Here is an 18,581-nt window from a genome sequence, read left to right on the forward strand (position 1 = left end):
TTATTATTCAGCGTACTTCTTGAAGAGCAGGGTTGCATTGTGACCGCCGAAACCGAAGGAGTTGGAAATGGCGACGTTGACGTCGGCTTCTACGGCTTTGTTCGGTACATAGTTGAGGCCCAGTTCTTTCAATTCGTCTTCCGGTTCGACGAGGTTGATCGTCGGATGGACCTTGCCCGTTTCGATGGTCATGGCGCAAGCAATGGCTTCGACAGCACCGGCAGCGCCGAGGAGATGGCCTGTCATGGATTTCGTCGAGCTGATGAGCATATCTTTGGCATGGTCGCCGAAGACGCGGGCAATGGCCTTCGATTCGTTGAGATCATTGAGGTGCGTCGACGTGCCATGAGCATTGACGTAATCGACGTCTTCCGGCTGGAGGCCGGCATCTTTGACGGCCAGAGCCATGCATTTAGACTGCTGGATGCCTTCCGGAGCCGGAGCCGTAATGTGATAAGCGTCGGCATTGCTGCCATAACCGCCGATTTCACAGTAGATATGAGCACCGCGTTTCTTAGCGTGTTCCAATTCTTCGAGGAAGACGACACCGGCACCTTCGCCCATGACGAAACCGTCGCGGTCTTTATCGAAGGGACGCGATGCATGAGCCGGGTCATCGTTGCGCGTGCTCAAGGCTTTCATAGCGGCAAAGCCGGCGACAGCGCCCGGAGAAACAGCGGCTTCCGTACCGCCGGCAACGGCAGCGTCGAGTTCGCCGCGCTGGATCATGCGGTAAGCAGCGCCGATGGAGTTCGTACCCGTAGCACAAGCCGTGACGACGCTGGCGCAATGGCCCTGGAGGCCAAAGAAGATCGATACCTGGCCCGATGCCATGTTGGCGATCATCTTCGGTACGACGAAGGGATTGACGCGGGACGGACCTTTGGCGAACAAGCCTTTGTACAAGTTGTGGAGCGTTTCCATACCGCCAATGCCGGTACCGATGATCGTGCCGATGCGGTCGCGGTCTTCTTCATCCAGATTGATTTTGGAATCGTCGAGAGCCAATTTAGCAGCGGCTACGGAGAACTGAGTAGACGGATCCATGTGGCGGGCTTCTTTACGGTCGATGCCGTAGTCAGCGGGGTTAAAATCTTTGACTTCGCCGGCAATGCGGGCAGCATATTCGGTTGTGTCAAAGTGGGTAATGGGGCCGATGCCGTTTTCGCCGTTGAGCAGGGCATTCCAGAAGGTATCCTTGCCGATGCCGACAGGAGAAATGACACCTAACCCGGTAATTACTACGCGTTTTTCCAAAGTTTTCACCTCATTAAAAAAGTTAACACCAATCAGTCGGGAATGGCTTCCATTTCCCGTTTGATATTCGCAAATATATCCTTGACCGGCAGGATGTCGTGGATTTCCATCATGCGCTTGCCGGAAAATACCAGGCCTGTTTCGACGTCGCCCTGCTGGGCCCGCGTCAGTGCCCGGATAATGCAGTACTTATGGCTGCACTTCTTGAGACACTGGTCACACGTTTCCGGTTTCGGCGCCGTGCCCAGGAGGATCCGTTCGGAGAAAGGCGTGCGGATGGCCTGGCCGGGAAGGCCGACAGGACTGTGTACGAGGACAAAATCTTCCGGTTTATTGGCCCGGAGATAGACTTTCTTCAATTCATCAGCACCGTTCGATTCGACACTGGCGGCAAAACGGCTGCCCATCTGGACGCCATTGGCACCGAGGCGCAGCATTTCTGCTACATCTTCACCATGCAAGACCCCGCCGGCACCGATGACAGGGATGTCGACGGCAGCGCGGACTTCCGGCACGATGAGACGGCTCGAACGGTTAGTTCCCAAATGCCCGCCTGCTTCTGCACCTTCGACGACGACGGCCGAAGCACCCAGGGATTGGGATATTTTAGCTAGTTTGGCAGAAGACACAATAGGGACAATAGGCGTGCCCGATGCTTTGCCCCAGGCGAACATGTCCCGGGAAAAGCCTGCGCCTGCCACAACCAGATCGATTCCTTCTTCAATAGCAGTGGTCACGATACCCTTGAATTCACGGGCTGCAACCATTACGTTTATACCTATGATTCCATGAGGAGATAATTTTCTGGCTAATTTAATTTCATGTCGCAATTCGTCAAAAGGCATGCCAGATGCCGCAATAAGGCCGATACCGCCTTCATTGGCTACGGCTGCAGCCAACCGGGCTGTGGACAAACGGATGGCCATGCCGCCCTGAATGATTGGCACCTTTGCTACGAGCTTGCCTATTCTTAATTCTGGCAGCTTCACTCTGTTTTCCTCCATTCAAGATACCGGGAGGGGAAGACATGCAACATGCCTCCCCCTTCGGGCTCTTATTGCGTACTTACGCTTTCTTTTCCTTTTCAATGTAATCAACTGTATCTTTGACAGTTTTGATTTTTTCGGCAACATCATCAGGGATTTCGATATTGAATTCTTCTTCGAAAGCCATGATAAGTTCAACAATGTCCAAGGAATCAGCGCCTAAATCATCGATGTAAGCAGCGTCCATTTTGACTTCTTTTTCGTCAACGCCTAACTGTTCAACAACAATGCTCTTAACTTTTTCAAAAGTATCCTGTTCGCTCATTTCCATTCACCCCCTTTCAATGGAGTATATTTTCTCTATTACATTACCATGCCGCCATCGACATTGAGGGTCTGGCCGGTAATATAGCTGGCGTCATCCGATGCCAGGAATAAGACGGCTTTCGCCACTTCTTCCGGCTGGGCCACGCGGCCCATGGGAATGGTCTGGACCATAGCATCGACGGCTTCTTCACCGAGGACAGCGGTCATATCCGTTGCGATGCAGCCGGGAGCGACGGCATTGCAGCGGATGTTGCGCGATGCCAGTTCCTTGGCGACGGATTTGGTGAAGCCGATGAGGCCGGCTTTGGCAGCGGCGTAATTGGCCTGGCCGGCATTGCCCGTTTCACCGACGACGGACGTAATGTTGATGATCGAACCACTGCGCTGTTTCATCATCAGCCGCGATACGGCTTTGGTGCAGTGGAAGGCCCCGTTGAGGTTGGTATTGAGGACGGCCTGCCAATCTTCTTCTTTCATGATCATGAGCAGCCCGTCGCGGGTGATGCCCGCATTATTGACTAAAATATCGACGCGGCCCCATTCTTTCTTGACCGCTTTTACCATATCGGCAACCGCTTTTTCATCAGAGACATCGCACTGGATGGCCATGGCCTGGACGCCTTTTTCTTCGACGGCCTGCTTCGTTTCTTCAGCAGCCTTCGTATTGCCGGCATAGATGATGGCGACGCTGGCGCCGGCTTCAGCCAGGGCCAGGGCAACGGCGCGGCCGATGCCGCGGGAGCCGCCAGTGACGATTGCAGTTTTCCCTGTTAAGTGCATTTTATCGAACCTCCTGGAAAAATTCAAGCGTTTTCTGCAAAGAAGGAATATCTTCTACATTTTCGCTGTGGATTTTGCGGTCGATTTTCCGGTTGAACCCGCACAAAGTCTTGCCCGGACCGACTTCGACAAAGGTTTCGGCGCCAAAGGCCTGCATGGCTTTCGTGCAGTCGATCCAGAGGACCGGGCTGGCAGCCTGTTTGACCAGGTTGGCCTTGATATCGGCAGCCGATGTTTCGATCTGGCCGTTGACGTTGGCAACGACAGGGATCTTGGCATCGGAAATGGTGATGTCATCGAGGACTTCTGCCAGGCGTTTGGCTGCCGGTTCCATGAGGGTGCTGTGGAAAGGCGCACTGACGTGGAGGAGGATAGCCCGTTTGGCACCGGCTTCCTTCATAGCCGCAGCCGCTTCTTCGACGGCTTTGGTGCTGCCGGCGATGACGATCTGGCCGGGGCAGTTGAAGTTGACAGCCTGGACGGTGCCGCCCTGGGCCGAAATCTGAGCGCAGATTTCTTTGATCTTATCTTCAGCCAGGCCGAGGATAGCGGCCATGCCGCCTTCACCGAGAGGCACGGCTTCCTGCATGAACTGGCCGCGGAGGCGGACGGTGCGGACGGCGTCGGCAAAGGTCAGGGCGCCGGCAGCGACGAGGGCCGAATATTCGCCGAGGCTGTGGCCGGCAGCGATGTCCGGTGTCAGCCCTTCCTGGGCGAGAACGCGGCAGCAGGCCGTGCTGGCCGTGAGGATAGCCGGCTGTGTATTATAGGTCTTCATGAGTTCTTCATCGGGACCTTCGAAGCAGAGCTTGGTCAAGGAAAAGCCCAATGCGTCGTCAGCTTCTTCAAAAAGCTGTTTGACCACGGGATATGCATCGTATAAATCTTTGACCATGCCGACTTTCTGGGCACCCTGGCCGGGGAAAACAAATGCCTTTTTCATCATCAGTCACACCTCTCGTAAAAAAATCAATACCATTTCATAACTAAGCTGGCCCAGGTCAGACCGGCTCCGAATCCATCCAGGCAGACGATATCGCCGCGGTGGATCATGCCTGCGTGAACGGCTTCATCCAAGGCGATAGGAATGGAAGCGCCGGATGTATTCGCATATTTCTCGATGTTGACGAAGACTTTTTCCATCGGTACATGGAGCCGTTTTGCCGCAGACTGGATGATGCGGATGTTGGCCTGATGGGGAACAAGGACGTCGATGTCTTCCTTCGTCAGTTCCGAGCGTTTAAGGGCTAATTCAGCTGCGTGAGGCATAGCTTTGACGGCGAATTTATAGACTTCTTTGCCGTCCATCTTGGCATAGGCCATACCGTTTTCGCGCAGGGCATCGGTCGGCGGCATTTCGACACCGCTGGCCGGGATGGTCAGGAAATCACCGCCTGTCCCATCGGCACCCATAGCACCGCCGAGGATGCCATAGCCGCTGGGGACCGGGCCGATGACAGCAGCGCCGGCGCCATCTCCGAAGAGGACGCACGACGAGCGGTCTTTCCAGTTGACGACGCGGGTCAGGATTTCTGCACCGATGACCAAAATATATTTATACATCTTATTTTCAATGAACTGGGAAGCGATGATCGAGCCGTAAGCAAAGCCCGAGCAGGCTGCTTCCAAATCGAAGGCCGCTGCATTGACAGCGTGGAGATTGGCCTGGACTTTGCAGGCCGTCGACGGCAGGGCCCGGTCCGGGGTCAGCGTGCAGACGATGATCAAATTCAAATCTTCCGCTTTGATGCCGGCATTCTTCAAGGCTTCTTCGCCGGCTTTAGTAGCCAGGTCCGACGTATTGACGCCTTTCGGAGCGACGTGACGGGCGCCGATGCCTGTACGGCTGCGGATCCATTCATCGGATGTATCCATCATTTTTTCTAAATCTTTATTCGTCCATACCTGATCAGGTACACAGTGACCTGTACCAAGAATCCCAGCGGGATTAGCTTTCACTATCATACTGTTCTACCTCTTCTTCCTCTATACTTTTACGAATATGGCCGACGACGTCCCGTTCTGCCACTTCTCCGGCAACGCGGACGGCGTTCTTGATGGCCTTGGCTTTCGAACTGCCATGACAGATGATAAAGCTGCCATCGACACCGAGCAGCGGCGCACCGCCGTACTCAGTGAAATCAAGCCGTTTCTTCAGCGATTTCAGCGCCGGGTAAACCGCTAAGGCCCCTAATTTAGCGATGAAGCCGCTGTTTTTAATCGTATCTCTGACGAGGCGGATGATGAACATGGCCATGCCTTCGCCAAATTTTAAGATGACATTGCCGACGAAGCCGTCACAGACGACGACATCGACCGTGCCTTTCGGTATGTCTCTCCCTTCTACGTTACCATAGAAAGAGATAGTTTTCAAATTTTCCAGCATAGGATACGTCTTCTGGCAGAGTTCATTGCCTTTCGACGCTTCTTCGCCGATATTGAGCAGGCCGACCGTCGGCTTTTCTACGCCCAGGATATACTTGGCGTAGTGATAGCCCATGATAGCCCCTTCGACGAGGTGCTTCGGCTTACTGTTGGCATTGGCCCCGGAATCGAGGAGCACCGTAATGCCCTTCTTCGATGGGATAGGCGTCGCGATACAGGGCCGTTCGATGCCTTTGATGCGCCCCAGCCCGAAGAGAGCCGCCGTGACAGCGGCGCCCGTGCTGCCAGCGGCGACGACAGCATCGCAGAGGCCGTCTTTGACCAGCCGCGTCGCCACGACGATGGAAGCGTCTTTCTTGCGGCGGATGGCCTGGGCCGGATGTTCGCCCATTTCAATGACTTCGCTGGCGTGGACGATGGACAGGCGGTCGCTTTCTTTGGCGCCATATTTCGTCAGGACGCCGCGTATTTTCTTTTCGTCACCTACCAGGACGACATCAAAATCATATGCCTTGACGGCTTCTACGGCACCGAGGACAATCTCTTCCGGTGCGTAATCACCGCCCATAGCATCTACAGCTATTTTCATTCTACTACCGCTCCATTATTCCAAAGATTCTATAATAAATTTCGCCCGGAATACTTCTTTACGCATTTTCCGGATGGTGACCCATACGTAGTACTTCTGATCGCGCTGGCGCATGACTTCGGCCTTGGCAATCAGTTTATCGCCTACGGTGACGGGCTGTTTATATTTTATATTCGCTACTGCCGTAATGCAGACAGGAAGGTTCAATACCGTCCGCGCCAGGGAACTGGCCTGGGCATACAGGCATTGGGAGCGCACGATGTGAGCTTCGTCGACCATATCGTCCGTAGCCGTCATGATCGAAATGGCGTTCTTGCCGATGATGCAGTCTACGAGCTCACCGACGACGGTCGCATTGCGCAGTTTCGGCTGCGCCGCTTCCGCTTTCTGGCGGATGCGGATGCGCATTTCAGGTATCCCCAAAGCCATGCGGTCCAGGCGGATTGTCGCTACGCTGACAGAAAATTCTTCAGCTAATTCTTCGTCATTTATGAAAGGATTTTCTTCAATCCGCTTCTGTAATAAAGCATGTCGCTTCTCTCTCGCTATACGAACCATTTCATTCACCCTTGAAATTATTACCAAGTACTAACAGCACATACAACTAGAGATTATATAATGTTTTGACAAATTTGGCAAGGAAAATAAAAAAGTATGCTTTCTTTTCATTCAACTCATTGAATTGCCGAAAGCATACTTCATCACTCCTTAGTATTTATCGAAATCCATTTCGTTCAATACATCACGCAGTTTTTCCAGTTCTTCCTTGGTCATGGTAATACCTTTGGTCATGGCCTGGTAATCCGGGTCCCACGAGCGAAGGTCGAATTTCGGAGCCCGATTGTTCCAGCTGATGTACGTCAGTTCTTTGCGCCAGCCGTCTTTATTTTCCGACAGCGTCCCGCAAATATCTTCGATATTGAAATTTAACTGTGCCATTGTATACCTCCCAATAGGTGTTCTCCCACCTGTGTTGTCATTTTCAGGTTAACGCTATAACCCAATTATTTTATATAATAGCAAATATGCGCTGTATGTCAATACAGCAGATTCGCCAATTATGTCAAGCCTTTTTTGACTTTTTACCCATGCATTTTATGTCTTTTAAACAGGCCGCCGTGCGCTTCGCTGATATCAAAGACCGAGACGAAGGCATTGGAGTCGACACTGGTAATGGCATCGCGGATCTTAGTGACTTCCAGGCGCGACACGACGCAGTAGAGAATCATCGTCTTTTCCCGCTTGTATGCGCCTTCGCCGTTGATGAGGGTCACGGCGCGGCCCATGTCTTTGGTCAGGCAGTCCGTGACTTGGTCGTGCTTGCCTGTGACGATGAGCATGCCCTTCATTTCGTCGAGGCCGTTGGTGACGACGTCGATCATCTTATAGGCGATGAAGTATGCCACCAGGGAATACATGGCGCTGTCCCAGGAGAAGACGAAGCCCGAACTGCCCAGGATGAAGAGGTTGAAGAACATGATCGTCTCGCCGACGGAAAAGGGCGTGCGCCTGTCGGCGATGATGGCCAGGACTTCCGTCCCGTCCAGGGAGCCGCCCCAGCGGATGATGAGGCCCACGCCGAGACCGATGATGATGCCGCCGTAAATGGTCGACAAGAAGGGGTCCGACGTGACCGGTTCGTAATGGATGAAATTGCTCCACCCGGACAGGCAGAGGATGGAAAAGAGCGAAGATACCGTAAAAAAGGCCCCTATCTTCTTATAGCCGAAGATGAAGAACGGGATGTTCAGGATGATGATGAACACGCTGAAACTGATACCCGTCAGCTGCGCGGCCATGAGGGCGATGCCGACGACGCCGCCGTCGATGACGTGGTTCGGGACCAGGAAGACGTCCAGGCCGATGGTGTAGATGAGAGCGCCAAAGGCCAGGCCCAGGGCACGCAAGATATATTTCATGGATTTCCTCCTCGTTGTTTGGCTAAATAACGGCGGCCGATAATCCAGGCGACGAAATCATCGACCGGTTCCGGCGGATACTGGAAGGACAGGGGCACGAAGCGGCGCCAGCCCCTGCGCGGCGTGTATTTGAAGTAGAGCTTGCGCCCTTCGACAGTGGTGAATTTCTCGTCGGTCAGGGAAAAGGTGATATCCTGATGATCCCGGGCAATCCACTGCTCGACCAGGGGCTGCAGCTTCTTGTGATTCGTCCCGTCGCCCATGACGATGTGGGAAAAGGGATGGGTTTCATAAACCCGGCTCAAATAATCGCCCAGCTCCGGCGTCGGCACGATGGCCTTGGTAACCAGGCTGCCATCTTCTGCGACGACAGCGGTCCCGGTCTTTTCCGAACCAGGATCAATAGCAAAGATCAAAATATCTCCCCCTTATTCATCGGCTTCTACGCGGATATCAATCTGCAACGGGCCGGCCGTGTAGGTATCGGTTTCAGTCACGGCTTTGAGGACGATATCGGAGCCGCCGTGATTCTTTATCTTGCTGATGGTTTCAAACATTTCCGTGGCCGTCAGGGCCCCGACATTCCCCGTCAGCGGGTCCGGCAGGAGGCCTTTCGCCTGGGCCTGCTGGTTGACGTTATGGAGGAAGCGCATGACCTGTAATTCGGCATTGTTCGACAATTCCTGAGCCGTCAGCCGTTCTTCATAGACGACGTCGCCGCGGTGATAGATGAGGTTGTTGTCATACATTTCCACGTGGACCAGGGCCGGTTCGCCGAGCATGATGTTGCCGGCGGCGATGATACGGACCAGTTTCTGCGACTTCCCGGCCTTCTGCAGGGCGTCGACAGTGGCATTGAACTCATCCGGCGAAATGTAGAGGAGGACTGTATTTTCATCGCGGACGCCGAGGTGGCGGCAGATCATAGTATTGGTCTGGCTCATGGCCCGGCTCAGTTCTTCCCTCGTCTGGGCCTGGCTCAGGCCGCCGTTGAGGACATTGCTGGACAGGACTTCGCCGACGCGGAAGACGACGGTCCCTTCGCGGATATTAGTCATCGTTTCATTGAGCAGCTTGATACGCTTGTCGAGGACGTCGATGGTGCTCATCATCTTCTGCTTCGTTTCTTCCAGCAGAGCTACGTCCTGGCGGGCCTTTTCACTGTCGGCCAGGGCCGAGTCGCGCTGCTTCTTGGCTTCGTCCATGGCGACCTGGATGACCGTCAGCTGACGGGCCTTGTCGTCGCGGGCCGACTGGGCCTGCTGCAAGTCGAGCTGCGTCGTCCGGATTTCCTCGTTCTTGCCATCCAGTTGTTCCTGCTGCTTCTTCAGCAGTTCTTCATTGGAAGCGATGAGGTTGTTCTTGTCATCCAATTCCTGCCCCAACTCCTTAGCCTGCTGCAACAGTTCGTCGCGCTGGGCTTCGAGCTGGGCCTTCTGCATCTGCAGCTGGTGCATGCCGAACAAGGCAATGCGGACATTTTCCGACAAAATAGACATGACGCCTAAGGTGATGACGGCAATGCTGATACCCGTCAGGATCGTGACCAGGATGGACGTATATTTCGGGCGCAAGCCGAATAATTTAATTTTCTGTTTCCCTACCCGGGAGCCGATCTTATCACCGAGATAAGCGATAATCCCGCCCATGACAGACAAGACGATCAGCATGACCCATCCGTATTCCATAAGACACCACCTTTGCTCATATCTTTATATCATTATATTATAGCCCATAACAGCCCTGGCCTGCAAGGGCTGTCCTGCCCTTGCCGTCAGCCGTCCGTAACTAACCCCTAACTGCTAATCCCTAAAAAGGGGCTGCCGCACGAAGGCTTCTACCATCATGCGAGGTCCCCTTTTTCTTAAATGTTTGAGGTTTGATGTATGATATTTGAGGCGATGGCTTTTAAATTTTGTCCCCTCCACATCAAACTTTCAACTTCAAACTTCAAACTCAAAAAGGGCTTGTCGTCATGCGACAAACCCTTTTCCTCACTTCGATTTTCTATAGACTAAGATGACGCCAGCGATGCCGCAGATGATGTCTGGCAGGAAGGCGGCGATGTACGGCGGTATCTTGCCGCCGTTGCCCAAGGCGTTGCCCAGGGTCATGATGGAATAGTAAATAAAGATGACGACGACGCTGATGCCGAAGCCGATGGACGAACTGCCGCGCTGTTTCTGCATCCCCAGGGGAGCGCCGACGATGGCACAGACCAGGCTGGCCAGGGGCAGGGCAAAGCGGTTGTACATTTCGACTTTCATCTTATTGGTATTGACCGAGTTCTGGTCCAGGAGCTTGATCTGTTCCCGCAATTCGCGAATCGTCAATTCATCCGGTTTCTTCTGGGACGCATTGATCTTATTCGGCTTCTGCGTGATCGGCAGGGCCTGGTTCTGGAACTTCAAGGACCGCGTCGTCTGTTCATTGGCCGATACGTCGTAGATCATGCCTTCGTGCATGATCCATTTCTGGCCGTTCCAGTCGGCCCGGTCAGCCTGTTCGACGCGCATGAGCGTATCATTTTCAAATTCCTGGACGGTAATATCCTTGAGCTGCTTCGTATTGGCGTCATATTGACGGGCATACATGAGGCTGGAGATATCCGATCCCTTGGTATTCTTGATGATGATATGGTCCTGCGTCGTCGGCGCGACGTTGTGCTTGATTTCTTCATTAATGATCGTATTGTAGGCATTATTGGCCTTAGGCACGACGTATTCATTGAAGGCCGTCGCCCCGATGGAAATGAAGAAAGCCGCCACGAAGATCGGCATGGCCAGGCGGATGAAATTCTGACCGCCAGCCCGCATGACGATCATTTCACTGGAGCTGGACAAGCGGCCAAAGGCCATGAGCGATCCCAAGAGGACGGACATGGGAAAGGTGACGACGATGATCGACGGCATAGCCAGGACGAAGACGCGGAACGCGGCCCAGGCCGAAGCCCCGTACTGGTTGATCAAGTTGGCAATACGGTAGAGCGTCCCCGTGCCGACGAAGACCGCTGTAAAAGCACAGACGCCAAACAAAAAGGGGCCAATAAATTCTTTTAATATATACTTATCTAATATTCGCATTCCATACTCCCTGTTACATCCTAAATTCTTCGCCTAAGTAGAATTTCTTGGCTATCGGGTCATTGGCAATCATTTCCGGGCTGCCTTCGAGGAGAATCTTCCCTTCACTCAAAATATAGGCCTTATCGACGATGCTCAGCGTTTCCCGGACGTTGTGGTCGGTAATGAGGACGCCCATGCCGCGGTTCTTCAAATGGCTGATGATGCCCTGGATATCGTTGACGGCCAGGGGGTCGATGCCGGCAAAAGGTTCATCGAGGAGGATGAATGCCGGGTCCATGACCAGGCAGCGGGCAATCTCGACGCGGCGCCGTTCGCCGCCGGAAAGCTGGATACCCAGGCGGTCGCGGAGCTGGGTGATGGAAAATTCTTCCATCAAGGCCTCTGCCTTTTCACGCTGTTCCTTCTTGCTGAGTTTCGTCGTCTCCAGCATGGCCAGGAGGTTATCTTCGACGGTGAGCTTGCGGAAAATCGACGCTTCCTGGGGCAGGTAGCCGATGCCATAGGCGGCCCGCTTATGGATGGGGAGGCGGGTGATGTCCTTGCCGTCGATGGTGATTTTCCCCGCCGTCGGCCGTTCGATGCCGACGATCATGTAGAACGTCGTCGTCTTGCCGGCACCGTTCGGCCCCAGGAGGCCGACAATCTGCCCTTGGTCGACGCGGATGCTGACGCCGTTGACGGCATTCCGTTCTTTATACGCTTTTACGAGATCTTCAGTCTGAATAAACATAGGTACCCCTTACTCTTACGGATTACTGCCCGGTACGATGACGATGGTCGACCGGCTCCGGGTCTGGACGGAATTATCGGCCAGGCGGATATCGACGTTGTCGCCGTTGAGGGAATTGCCGTTCTGCGTGGCATTGACGTTCCCTGTCAAGTGGATGACGCCGTCATTCTGGCCCGGTGTCTGGGTGTAGACGGCCTGGTTGGCATAAGCGACGAGGTTTTCTGCCGGCGATTCGATATGGACGTTGCCCGTGCCGACAGCCTTTATCTGCTTGAACCAGGCATTGATATGGTCGGCCCACATCTGCGAGCCCTGGGCTTCGAGATAGCCGTTGCCCGTGACGATGCCGTAATCCTGGTCGAGATAGTATTCGACTTTATCGCCATTGACTTTCTTATCGTCATAGACGCCGCGGACACTGCCCGTAGCGACGACGTAATTCTTATTCGTCGAATGGACCTTATCGGCGTTGAGCTGCATATCCGGCTGCTGAATGGATACGTTGCCTTCCATGTCGGCTTCGGCCGTCTTGAGGTTGTAGACGGCTTTATTGCCGGTCATCGTAGCCTGGTCGCGGACGATGACGACATTGCCCGTCGCCGTAGCGACCTGGGTCTTGCCGTTATATTCCAGCGTGTCTGCCGTAACGGATACGGCAGGATTGCCATTGTTATCCGCTGCCACGGCGCCGACGGCCGGCAGGACCATGGCTCCCAGAAGGGCGGCCACAGCCAGTTTCTTTCCAAGTAATTCCATCATAGTCATTCTCCCTTTGTCACCTGCGCATGGCCAGTCAGCTTTACGTTGGTCAGGCTGCTGTCCGTTTCAAAGGCATCGGCTTTGAGCGACGTCTTATCATGGCGGTCCATGACGACTTTGCCGCCTTTGATCATACGCGTATCCATATTATAATACACACTGCCGTCGGTCTGCAACGTATCGCCCTTATCGGTTTCCGCTTTGACCGGCGGTTTGATTTCGATGGTCCGCTTCTGACGGTCGACGACGCCCTTATCCGACGTAATGGTCATCTGTGTCCCGTCTTCGGCGATGACCAGGGCCTTGGGATTGGTGAAATACATGATCTGCGTGTCCGGGTCGATCTGGATCTTATCGGCTGTCAATTTCCAGACGAGCTGACCCTCCTTCTTTTCTTCCAGCTCCGTCCCTTCAAATTCGACGAGCTTATCCGGGCTGACCATCGGGTCTTCCGTCTTCTGGGGATGCATGAAAACGTAGAGCATGACGGCGAAGGCGATGACGACGACGGCGGCAATGATGGAAATTTTATTCTTTTTCAGCTTTTCTGCTATCATCGGTATGCGCCTCCGGTTTCTGCTGCAACGCTATGATTTCTTCCGGTTCTGTACTCCAGCGGTGCTGGAACCACAGCCATTCTGTCGGATGTTCTTTGATGAATTGCTCTGTGACCACAGCCATCTTGCGGGTCATGCGGGCAATATCTTCTTCTTTATTCCCCGTATCTTCAAAGTGCATGACCTCGCCGATCATCAAATGGGTCCGATGGTTTTCGTCATGGACGGGAAAGACCGGCACGATGGGGGAATGGAATTTCTGGGCAAACATGGCCGGCCCCTTAGGCGTCGAGCTCATCTTGCCCAAGAACGGCTGAGGAACGCCGTGGAAGCCGCCGTCCTGGTCGGCCAGGAAGCCCAGGAGCTTCTTGCGCTTCAGGGCACGGGCAGCGATGATCATTTCATTGCCGCCGCGGGCAAAGACTTCCAGCCCCATGCCTTCACGGTTTTCGTTGAGCAGGCGCGTGACGGCGTCGTTGGCCTGATTCTTGACGATGGTCGACGCCGGATAGCCGTACATGGCCAGGGCGCCGAGCCATTCCCAGTTGCCCATATGGGCCGTCAGGACGATGACGCCCTTCCCTTCCTTCACGGCCTCATCGAGGCGTTCCGGATGTTCCAGGGTGACATAGTCGCGGATATTCCCGGGGTTCAGATTGGGCGTATAGAGGATTTCCATGAGCGACTGGCCGAGATTGCGGAAGACTTCGGTCATGATGCGTTCCGCTTCTTCCCGGCTACATTCCAGGCCGCGCTGGATCTGGAAAATCCCGCGGTTGCGCTGCTTCTTCATCAACTTTCCTACGAGAGGGCCTAGTTTGCGACCCAAGGAAATGATAAACGGATAGGGCAGATGACAGAGGATCTTGCCAAATCCGCGCGCAGCATGGTACTGCCATTCCTTACTCACAATACAGACTCTCCTTTCCTATTGGCGCAACGTAAGGCTCCCATCGCCTAAATAACGGCTCAGGACCTTGTCCCAGACATGCTGGCTCTTCAAGATATATTCGGCAAATTCCCGCAGAGCCCCGTGGCCGCCGGGATAGGCCGAAACGAAAGCGGCCGACCGCCGGGCTTCTTCGCAGGCATCGAGGGGCGCTGCACCGAAACCGGCATTGGCAATGAGCTCGACGTCATTCAAGTCGTCGCCCATATAGGCCACTTCGTCGAGGGACAGGCCGATTTCACTGCACAACTGCTGCATGGCCAGGAGCTTGCGCGAGCAGTCCTGCAGGACGTAGTCGATATGCAGGTCTTTCGCCCGCTGTTCGACCATGGGCGACCGGCGTCCCGTGACCAGGGCCGTCTTGAGGCCGGCAGCCCGGATGAGGGAAATGCCCATACCGTCGCGGGCGGAAAAGCCCTTCATGGCATCGCCGGACGGGCTGTAATAGATGATGCCGTCGGTCATGACGCCATCGACGTCGAGGGCCAGCATCTTGATATGTGTCAAAAAGCTCATCAGACCACTCCCTGCCGCAGCAAATCGGTAATATGGATCATGCCGACAACTTTATCGTCCTTGTCGACGACGGGCAGTACCGTAATCGGACGGGGCTGGTTCTTTTCCATGATGTGCAGGGCTTCCGTCGCAAGTTTATGGTTGGCAATGACCCGCGGGTTCTTGGTCATCATGGCATCGACAGGCCACTGGAGGAAATTGGAGCCCGTTTCCAGGCCGCGGCGGACGTCGCCGTCAGTGACCAGGCCGACGAGCTTGCCGTCTTCATCGACGACGGATACGGCACCCAGTCCTTTTTCCGTCATGAGGAAGAGGGCATCCTGGACGATGCTGTCTTCGCTGACGACAGGATTATCCTGGCCTTTATGCATGACATCGTCGACGGTGAGCAGGAGCTTCTTGCCCAGGGCTCCGCCGGGATGGAAGATGCCGAACTGTTCCTTCGTGAAATGATGCTGCGTCAAGAGGACCACTGCCAGGGCATCACCCAAGGCCAGGGCAGCCGTCGTACTCGTCGTCGGAGCCAGTCCCAGCGGGCAGGCTTCTTTTTCTACGGATGCGTCGAGGATGATGTCGGCGTGCTTGGCCAGCGTCGAATTGTGGTTGCCGACGACGGTGATGAGTTTGGCACCGATACGCTTGAGCGACGGCAGGATGTTGAGGATTTCTACGGTTTCCCCGCTGTTCGAAAAGGCCAGTACGACATCATCGGACGTGACCATGCCCAAGTCGCCGTGGATGGCTTCGGCCGGATGGAGGAAAATAGACGGCGTCCCCGTACTGGACAGCGTCGCCGATACTTTGCGGGCAATGTGGCCGGATTTCCCCATGCCCGTGACGATGACCCGGCCCTTCGATTTCATAATCATGTTGACGGCATTGACGAAATTTTGATTGAGCGTAGGAATCAACTTTTCAATGCCTTGTGCTTCCTGATGGAGCACGTCTTTTGCTTCTTCTAAAATATCCATCATGATTTCGTCTCCTTCTTGCCCGTGCTTATTTATCCGTGCTTACGCTTCGCTGGGCGATTTCGTTGATAGCTGCCATATCGCGGAGGACGCCTTCGACCTGCGATAAGTACAGCATGTTCGGCCCATCGCTGAGGGCTTCGGCCGGGTTATCGTGGACTTCCATGAAAACGCCGTCGATACCGGCGCCGGCAGCGGCCCGTGCCAGGTTGCCGACGAACTGGCGCTGGCCGGCCGATTTCGTGCCGGCTCCGCCGGGCAGCTGGACGCTGTGGGTCGCATCGAAGACGACGGGATAGCCGAAGCTTCGCATGATTGGGAAGGACCGCATGTCGACGACCAGGTTGTGATAACCCAGGCTGATGCCCCGTTCGGTGAGCATGATGTTTTCATTGCCGGCGTGTTCGATCTTGGCGACGACGTTCTTCATGTCTTCCGGTGCCAGGAACTGGCCTTTCTTGACGTTGACGCATTTCCCCGTAGCCGCAGCGGCTTCTAATAAATCGGTCTGGCGGCAGAGGAAGGCCGGGATCTGGATGACGTCCAGGACTTCCGCAGCCGCTTCGGCCTGGCAGGTTTCGTGGATATCGCTGACGACGGGGACCTGGAGTTCTTTCTTGATATCGGCCAGGATGCGCAGTCCTTCTGTCAGGCCCGGTCCGCGGTACGACGTATAGGACGAGCGGTTCGCCTTATCAAAAGAAGCCTTGAAGATATAGGTCAGGCCCAATTTTTCGCAGATAGCCTTCATGGCCTTGCCAATGGCCAGGGTCCGTTCCGGGTCTTCGATGACGCACGGGCCGGCCATGACGAAAAGCTTGCCATCGCCGCCGACGGTCTGGCTGCCAACCTGAATTTGTTTCACTTTTTCCATAGTCTATTCCCCTTTATGAGCAGATTCGGCAAAATAACGGCGGATGTGTTCCAGGTCATCCGGCGTATCGATACCGATGAATTGGTGATGAGTCTTTATTACTTTTATCTTATAACCATTTTCGAGAACCCGCAACTGTTCCAGGGACTCGACTTTTTCTGCCGGCGTCTGTTCCATGGCCGCGTACTGCAGGAGGAAGTCCCGGCGATAGGCATAGATACCGATGTGCTTATAGGGCTGGATGCCCCCTTCTTCAAAGGAGTGGCGCGGGTACGGGATGAGGGAGCGCGAAAAATACATGGCTTCATCCTTCTGGTTGAGGACGACTTTGACGGCACTCGGGTCGTCGTATTCGTCTTCCTGCAAAGGCGCAGCGACGGTAGCCATGGTCAGGTCCGGTTCCGCTTCAAAGGCCCGACACAAGTCGTCGATGACGTCCGGCGCGATGAGCGGTTCGTCGCCCTGGACATTGACGATGACGTCGGCATCGGGAAAATGACCGACCGCTTCGGCCAGGCGGTCCGTACCATTGGCGTGGTCTTCCCGGGTCATGACGGCATGGCCGCCGAAGGTGACGACCGTGTCATAGACTTTCGGATTGTCTACGGCGACGACGACAGACGTCAGTTTCGAGGCCTTGGCAGCCTGTTCGTAGACGCGCTGTACCATGGGCTTGCCGGCAATATCGCACAGTGGTTTTCCCGGCAGGCGCGTCGATGCATAGCGCGATGGGATGATGCATACAAATTTCATAGTTTATCCTCCAATACTGCTTGCAGAATCGTATCTATTGTCTCCTGTCCTTCTACGATTTCAATGGTGATACTCAAAACGTACAGTGGCAGGTCGTATTCATGGATGAGGGATGCCGGCAGCTTGACGGCATCTTTTTCCGTCGTCACCAGGGGGCAGCCGGCAGCCGCCGCCTGGTCAGCCATCTGACGGATATCGTCGCGGCTGTACTGGTGATGGTCTTCATAGCGGATGGCACCGGTGACGGTAAAACCGGCATCGCTCAAAGTCCGTTCAAAGGAGGCCGGATTGCCCAAGGCCGATACGGCCAGGACCGGCTGCCCGTCGGGCCGTAACTCTCCGGCGCCATCGCTCCGGCCTTCGTGCCAGGCGGCAAAGGACAGGCAGCGCGACGGCTTGTGGATGGCCATGGCCACCGGCGCTTGCCGGTTGTACTGCCGCAACTGACGGACAATGGCATCCGCCCGGTCCTGGGAAATCTGGTCCCTTTTCGTAATGATGAAGGCGCCGGCCCGTGCCAGCTGTTCCAGCGGTTCCCGCAGGATTCCCCGCGGCAGGACGTGGCCGTTGCCGAACGGATTGGTCCCGTCGACGAGGACGATGTCCAAGTCCCGGTACAGCTGCCAGTGCTGGAAGCCGTCGTCGAGGAGGAGGACCTGCGTCCCGAAGCGTTCGACAGCCAGACGGCCGCCGGCGGCCCGATGGCGGCCGACGAGGACGGGAACACCTGGCAGGCTGCGGGCCATGAGGCAGGCTTCATCGCCGCCTTCTTCAGCCGTCAGCAGGACGTGCTGCCCGTCGGACATGACGGCAGCCCCGCCCTGTTCCCGCTGGGAGCGGTAGCCCCGGTTGAGCAGGGCTACGCGCCAGCCCTGGGCCTGCAGGCGCCGGGCCAGCATACACGCTGTCGGCGTCTTACCCGTACCGCCGACAGTGATATTGCCCAGGCTGATGACGACGGCCGGCACGTGTTCCTGCCGTTCCGGATGAGAAGCGATGGAATGATACTTGGCCAGGACGCCTTTCCGATACAGCCAGGACGCCCCGCTCAGCAGGGCCAGGGCCGGCCAGTCCCAGCAGCGATGCGGACCGCTGCCGGTGAGGTAATGGAAATAGGCCGTTGCCCAGTTGCGAAAAGACATG

At 55.2% G+C, this 18,581-nt stretch carries 22 protein-coding genes; all 22 read right to left on the minus strand.

Going from position 1 to position 18,581, the window contains the following annotated elements:
• Positions 1 to 3: 3 nt before the first annotated feature.
• The 22 genes from fabF to lpxK all read right to left on the minus strand — a co-directional run bounded on the left by fabF (position 4) and on the right by lpxK (position 18,580).
• On the minus strand, positions 4 to 1,257 hold the full coding sequence (fabF, locus tag NOS26_RS01670; RefSeq protein ID WP_014015037.1) for a beta-ketoacyl-ACP synthase II: 1,254 nt from the start codon (positions 1,255 to 1,257) through the stop codon (positions 4 to 6).
• Between the two features lie 32 nt (positions 1,258 to 1,289).
• Entirely contained in the window at positions 1,290 to 2,246 is a 957-nt protein-coding gene (locus tag NOS26_RS01675) for a nitronate monooxygenase family protein (protein WP_014015038.1), read from the minus strand.
• Between the two features lie 76 nt (positions 2,247 to 2,322).
• Entirely contained in the window at positions 2,323 to 2,568 is a 246-nt protein-coding gene (locus NOS26_RS01680; RefSeq protein ID WP_014015039.1) for an acyl carrier protein, read from the minus strand.
• A gap of 38 nt (positions 2,569 to 2,606) precedes the next feature.
• The gene (gene fabG, locus NOS26_RS01685) at positions 2,607 to 3,350 is read right to left on the minus strand and encodes a 3-oxoacyl-[acyl-carrier-protein] reductase (protein ID WP_255917192.1); all 744 of its coding nucleotides are present in this window, start codon (positions 3,348 to 3,350) and stop codon (positions 2,607 to 2,609) included.
• A gap of 1 nt (position 3,351) precedes the next feature.
• Positions 3,352 to 4,293 carry an ACP S-malonyltransferase gene (fabD, locus tag NOS26_RS01690; protein WP_173364618.1) on the minus strand — a complete coding sequence of 314 codons (942 nt, stop codon included), beginning with the start codon at positions 4,291 to 4,293 and terminating at the stop codon, positions 3,352 to 3,354.
• Between the two features lie 26 nt (positions 4,294 to 4,319).
• Positions 4,320 to 5,315: a beta-ketoacyl-ACP synthase III gene (locus NOS26_RS01695; RefSeq protein ID WP_014015042.1), complete on the minus strand. Its 996-nt coding sequence runs from the start codon at positions 5,313 to 5,315 to the stop codon at positions 4,320 to 4,322.
• Positions 5,299 to 6,324 (minus strand): phosphate acyltransferase PlsX, encoded by a 1,026-nt coding sequence (gene plsX / locus NOS26_RS01700; RefSeq protein ID WP_014015043.1) that lies wholly within the window; start codon positions 6,322 to 6,324, stop codon positions 5,299 to 5,301. Before plsX ends, NOS26_RS01695 begins: the two co-directional genes overlap by 17 nt.
• A 15-nt stretch (positions 6,325 to 6,339) precedes the next feature.
• Positions 6,340 to 6,882 carry a transcription factor FapR gene (gene fapR / locus NOS26_RS01705; protein WP_014015044.1) on the minus strand — a complete coding sequence of 181 codons (543 nt, stop codon included), beginning with the start codon at positions 6,880 to 6,882 and terminating at the stop codon, positions 6,340 to 6,342.
• 150 nt (positions 6,883 to 7,032) lie between these two features.
• Positions 7,033 to 7,263, minus strand: a complete 231-nt coding sequence (locus NOS26_RS01710) for a YdbC family protein (RefSeq protein WP_014015045.1) — start codon at positions 7,261 to 7,263, stop codon at positions 7,033 to 7,035.
• Positions 7,264 to 7,406: 143 nt separating this feature from the next.
• Positions 7,407 to 8,243 carry a YitT family protein gene (locus NOS26_RS01715; protein ID WP_014015046.1) on the minus strand — a complete coding sequence of 279 codons (837 nt, stop codon included), beginning with the start codon at positions 8,241 to 8,243 and terminating at the stop codon, positions 7,407 to 7,409.
• Entirely contained in the window at positions 8,240 to 8,659 is a 420-nt protein-coding gene (locus NOS26_RS01720; RefSeq protein ID WP_014015047.1) for a hypothetical protein, read from the minus strand. The genes NOS26_RS01715 and NOS26_RS01720 overlap by 4 nt, the downstream gene beginning before the upstream one ends.
• Positions 8,660 to 8,671: 12 nt before the next feature.
• Positions 8,672 to 9,931: a DUF3084 domain-containing protein gene (locus tag NOS26_RS01725; protein ID WP_022498069.1), complete on the minus strand. Its 1,260-nt coding sequence runs from the start codon at positions 9,929 to 9,931 to the stop codon at positions 8,672 to 8,674.
• A 306-nt stretch (positions 9,932 to 10,237) separates the two neighbouring features.
• Positions 10,238 to 11,326: an LPS export ABC transporter permease LptG gene (gene lptG / locus NOS26_RS01730; protein WP_014015049.1), complete on the minus strand. Its 1,089-nt coding sequence runs from the start codon at positions 11,324 to 11,326 to the stop codon at positions 10,238 to 10,240.
• 13 nt (positions 11,327 to 11,339) lie between these two features.
• Positions 11,340 to 12,059 (minus strand): LPS export ABC transporter ATP-binding protein, encoded by a 720-nt coding sequence (gene lptB / locus NOS26_RS01735; RefSeq protein WP_014015050.1) that lies wholly within the window; start codon positions 12,057 to 12,059, stop codon positions 11,340 to 11,342.
• 15 nt (positions 12,060 to 12,074) lie between these two features.
• Positions 12,075 to 12,818 (minus strand): LptA/OstA family protein, encoded by a 744-nt coding sequence (locus tag NOS26_RS01740; protein ID WP_052048626.1) that lies wholly within the window; start codon positions 12,816 to 12,818, stop codon positions 12,075 to 12,077.
• 2 nt (positions 12,819 to 12,820) lie between these two features.
• Positions 12,821 to 13,375, minus strand: coding sequence for an LPS export ABC transporter periplasmic protein LptC (lptC, locus tag NOS26_RS01745; protein WP_014015052.1), 555 nt, complete (start codon positions 13,373 to 13,375; stop codon positions 12,821 to 12,823).
• Entirely contained in the window at positions 13,347 to 14,285 is a 939-nt protein-coding gene (locus tag NOS26_RS01750) for a lysophospholipid acyltransferase family protein (RefSeq protein WP_014015053.1), read from the minus strand. Before NOS26_RS01750 ends, lptC begins: the two co-directional genes overlap by 29 nt.
• Positions 14,286 to 14,303: 18 nt before the next feature.
• Positions 14,304 to 14,840 (minus strand): HAD family hydrolase, encoded by a 537-nt coding sequence (locus tag NOS26_RS01755; RefSeq protein WP_014015054.1) that lies wholly within the window; start codon positions 14,838 to 14,840, stop codon positions 14,304 to 14,306.
• A complete protein-coding gene (locus NOS26_RS01760) occupies positions 14,840 to 15,811 on the minus strand; it encodes an SIS domain-containing protein (protein ID WP_027894710.1) in 972 nt (323 codons plus the stop codon). Before NOS26_RS01760 ends, NOS26_RS01755 begins: the two co-directional genes overlap by 1 nt.
• 28 nt (positions 15,812 to 15,839) lie before the next feature.
• Positions 15,840 to 16,685 (minus strand): 3-deoxy-8-phosphooctulonate synthase, encoded by an 846-nt coding sequence (gene kdsA, locus NOS26_RS01765; protein WP_022498073.1) that lies wholly within the window; start codon positions 16,683 to 16,685, stop codon positions 15,840 to 15,842.
• Between the two features lie 3 nt (positions 16,686 to 16,688).
• Complete coding sequence (gene kdsB, locus NOS26_RS01770) at positions 16,689 to 17,438, minus strand: 3-deoxy-manno-octulosonate cytidylyltransferase (RefSeq protein ID WP_014015057.1); 750 nt, start codon at positions 17,436 to 17,438, stop codon at positions 16,689 to 16,691.
• The gene (lpxK, locus tag NOS26_RS01775; RefSeq protein WP_036202235.1) at positions 17,435 to 18,580 is read right to left on the minus strand and encodes a tetraacyldisaccharide 4'-kinase; all 1,146 of its coding nucleotides are present in this window, start codon (positions 18,578 to 18,580) and stop codon (positions 17,435 to 17,437) included. The genes kdsB and lpxK overlap by 4 nt, the downstream gene beginning before the upstream one ends.
• Between the last annotated feature and the right edge of the window lies 1 nt (position 18,581).

Source organism: Megasphaera sp. SC8-1 (assembly GCF_024436295.1).
Classification (GTDB): Bacteria; Bacillota; Negativicutes; order Veillonellales; family Megasphaeraceae; genus Megasphaera; species Megasphaera elsdenii.

What these genes read in the sequence shown, in the direction of transcription:
- NOS26_RS01725 (WP_022498069.1), bottom strand. Translation starts at nt 9,931, where the DNA reads ATGGAATACGGATGGGTCATGCTGATCGTCTTGTCTGTCATGGGCGGG.
- NOS26_RS01755 (WP_014015054.1), bottom strand. Translation starts at nt 14,840, where the DNA reads ATGAGCTTTTTGACACATATCAAGATGCTGGCCCTCGACGTCGATGGC.
- fabG (WP_255917192.1), bottom strand. Translation starts at nt 3,350, where the DNA reads ATGCACTTAACAGGGAAAACTGCAATCGTCACTGGCGGCTCCCGCGGC.
- kdsA (WP_022498073.1), bottom strand. Translation starts at nt 16,685, where the DNA reads ATGGAAAAAGTGAAACAAATTCAGGTTGGCAGCCAGACCGTCGGCGGC.
- lptB (WP_014015050.1), bottom strand. Translation starts at nt 12,059, where the DNA reads ATGTTTATTCAGACTGAAGATCTCGTAAAAGCGTATAAAGAACGGAAT.
- NOS26_RS01695 (WP_014015042.1), bottom strand. Translation starts at nt 5,315, where the DNA reads ATGATAGTGAAAGCTAATCCCGCTGGGATTCTTGGTACAGGTCACTGT.
- lptG (WP_014015049.1), bottom strand. Translation starts at nt 11,326, where the DNA reads ATGCGAATATTAGATAAGTATATATTAAAAGAATTTATTGGCCCCTTT.
- plsX (WP_014015043.1), bottom strand. Translation starts at nt 6,324, where the DNA reads ATGAAAATAGCTGTAGATGCTATGGGCGGTGATTACGCACCGGAAGAG.
- NOS26_RS01740 (WP_052048626.1), bottom strand. Translation starts at nt 12,818, where the DNA reads ATGATGGAATTACTTGGAAAGAAACTGGCTGTGGCCGCCCTTCTGGGA.
- fabD (WP_173364618.1), bottom strand. Translation starts at nt 4,293, where the DNA reads ATGAAAAAGGCATTTGTTTTCCCCGGCCAGGGTGCCCAGAAAGTCGGC.
- kdsB (WP_014015057.1), bottom strand. Translation starts at nt 17,438, where the DNA reads ATGAAATTTGTATGCATCATCCCATCGCGCTATGCATCGACGCGCCTG.
- fapR (WP_014015044.1), bottom strand. Translation starts at nt 6,882, where the DNA reads ATGGTTCGTATAGCGAGAGAGAAGCGACATGCTTTATTACAGAAGCGG.
- NOS26_RS01715 (WP_014015046.1), bottom strand. Translation starts at nt 8,243, where the DNA reads ATGAAATATATCTTGCGTGCCCTGGGCCTGGCCTTTGGCGCTCTCATC.
- lpxK (WP_036202235.1), bottom strand. Translation starts at nt 18,580, where the DNA reads ATGTCTTTTCGCAACTGGGCAACGGCCTATTTCCATTACCTCACCGGC.
- NOS26_RS01680 (WP_014015039.1), bottom strand. Translation starts at nt 2,568, where the DNA reads ATGAGCGAACAGGATACTTTTGAAAAAGTTAAGAGCATTGTTGTTGAA.
- NOS26_RS01710 (WP_014015045.1), bottom strand. Translation starts at nt 7,263, where the DNA reads ATGGCACAGTTAAATTTCAATATCGAAGATATTTGCGGGACGCTGTCG.
- lptC (WP_014015052.1), bottom strand. Translation starts at nt 13,375, where the DNA reads ATGATAGCAGAAAAGCTGAAAAAGAATAAAATTTCCATCATTGCCGCC.
- NOS26_RS01760 (WP_027894710.1), bottom strand. Translation starts at nt 15,811, where the DNA reads ATGGATATTTTAGAAGAAGCAAAAGACGTGCTCCATCAGGAAGCACAA.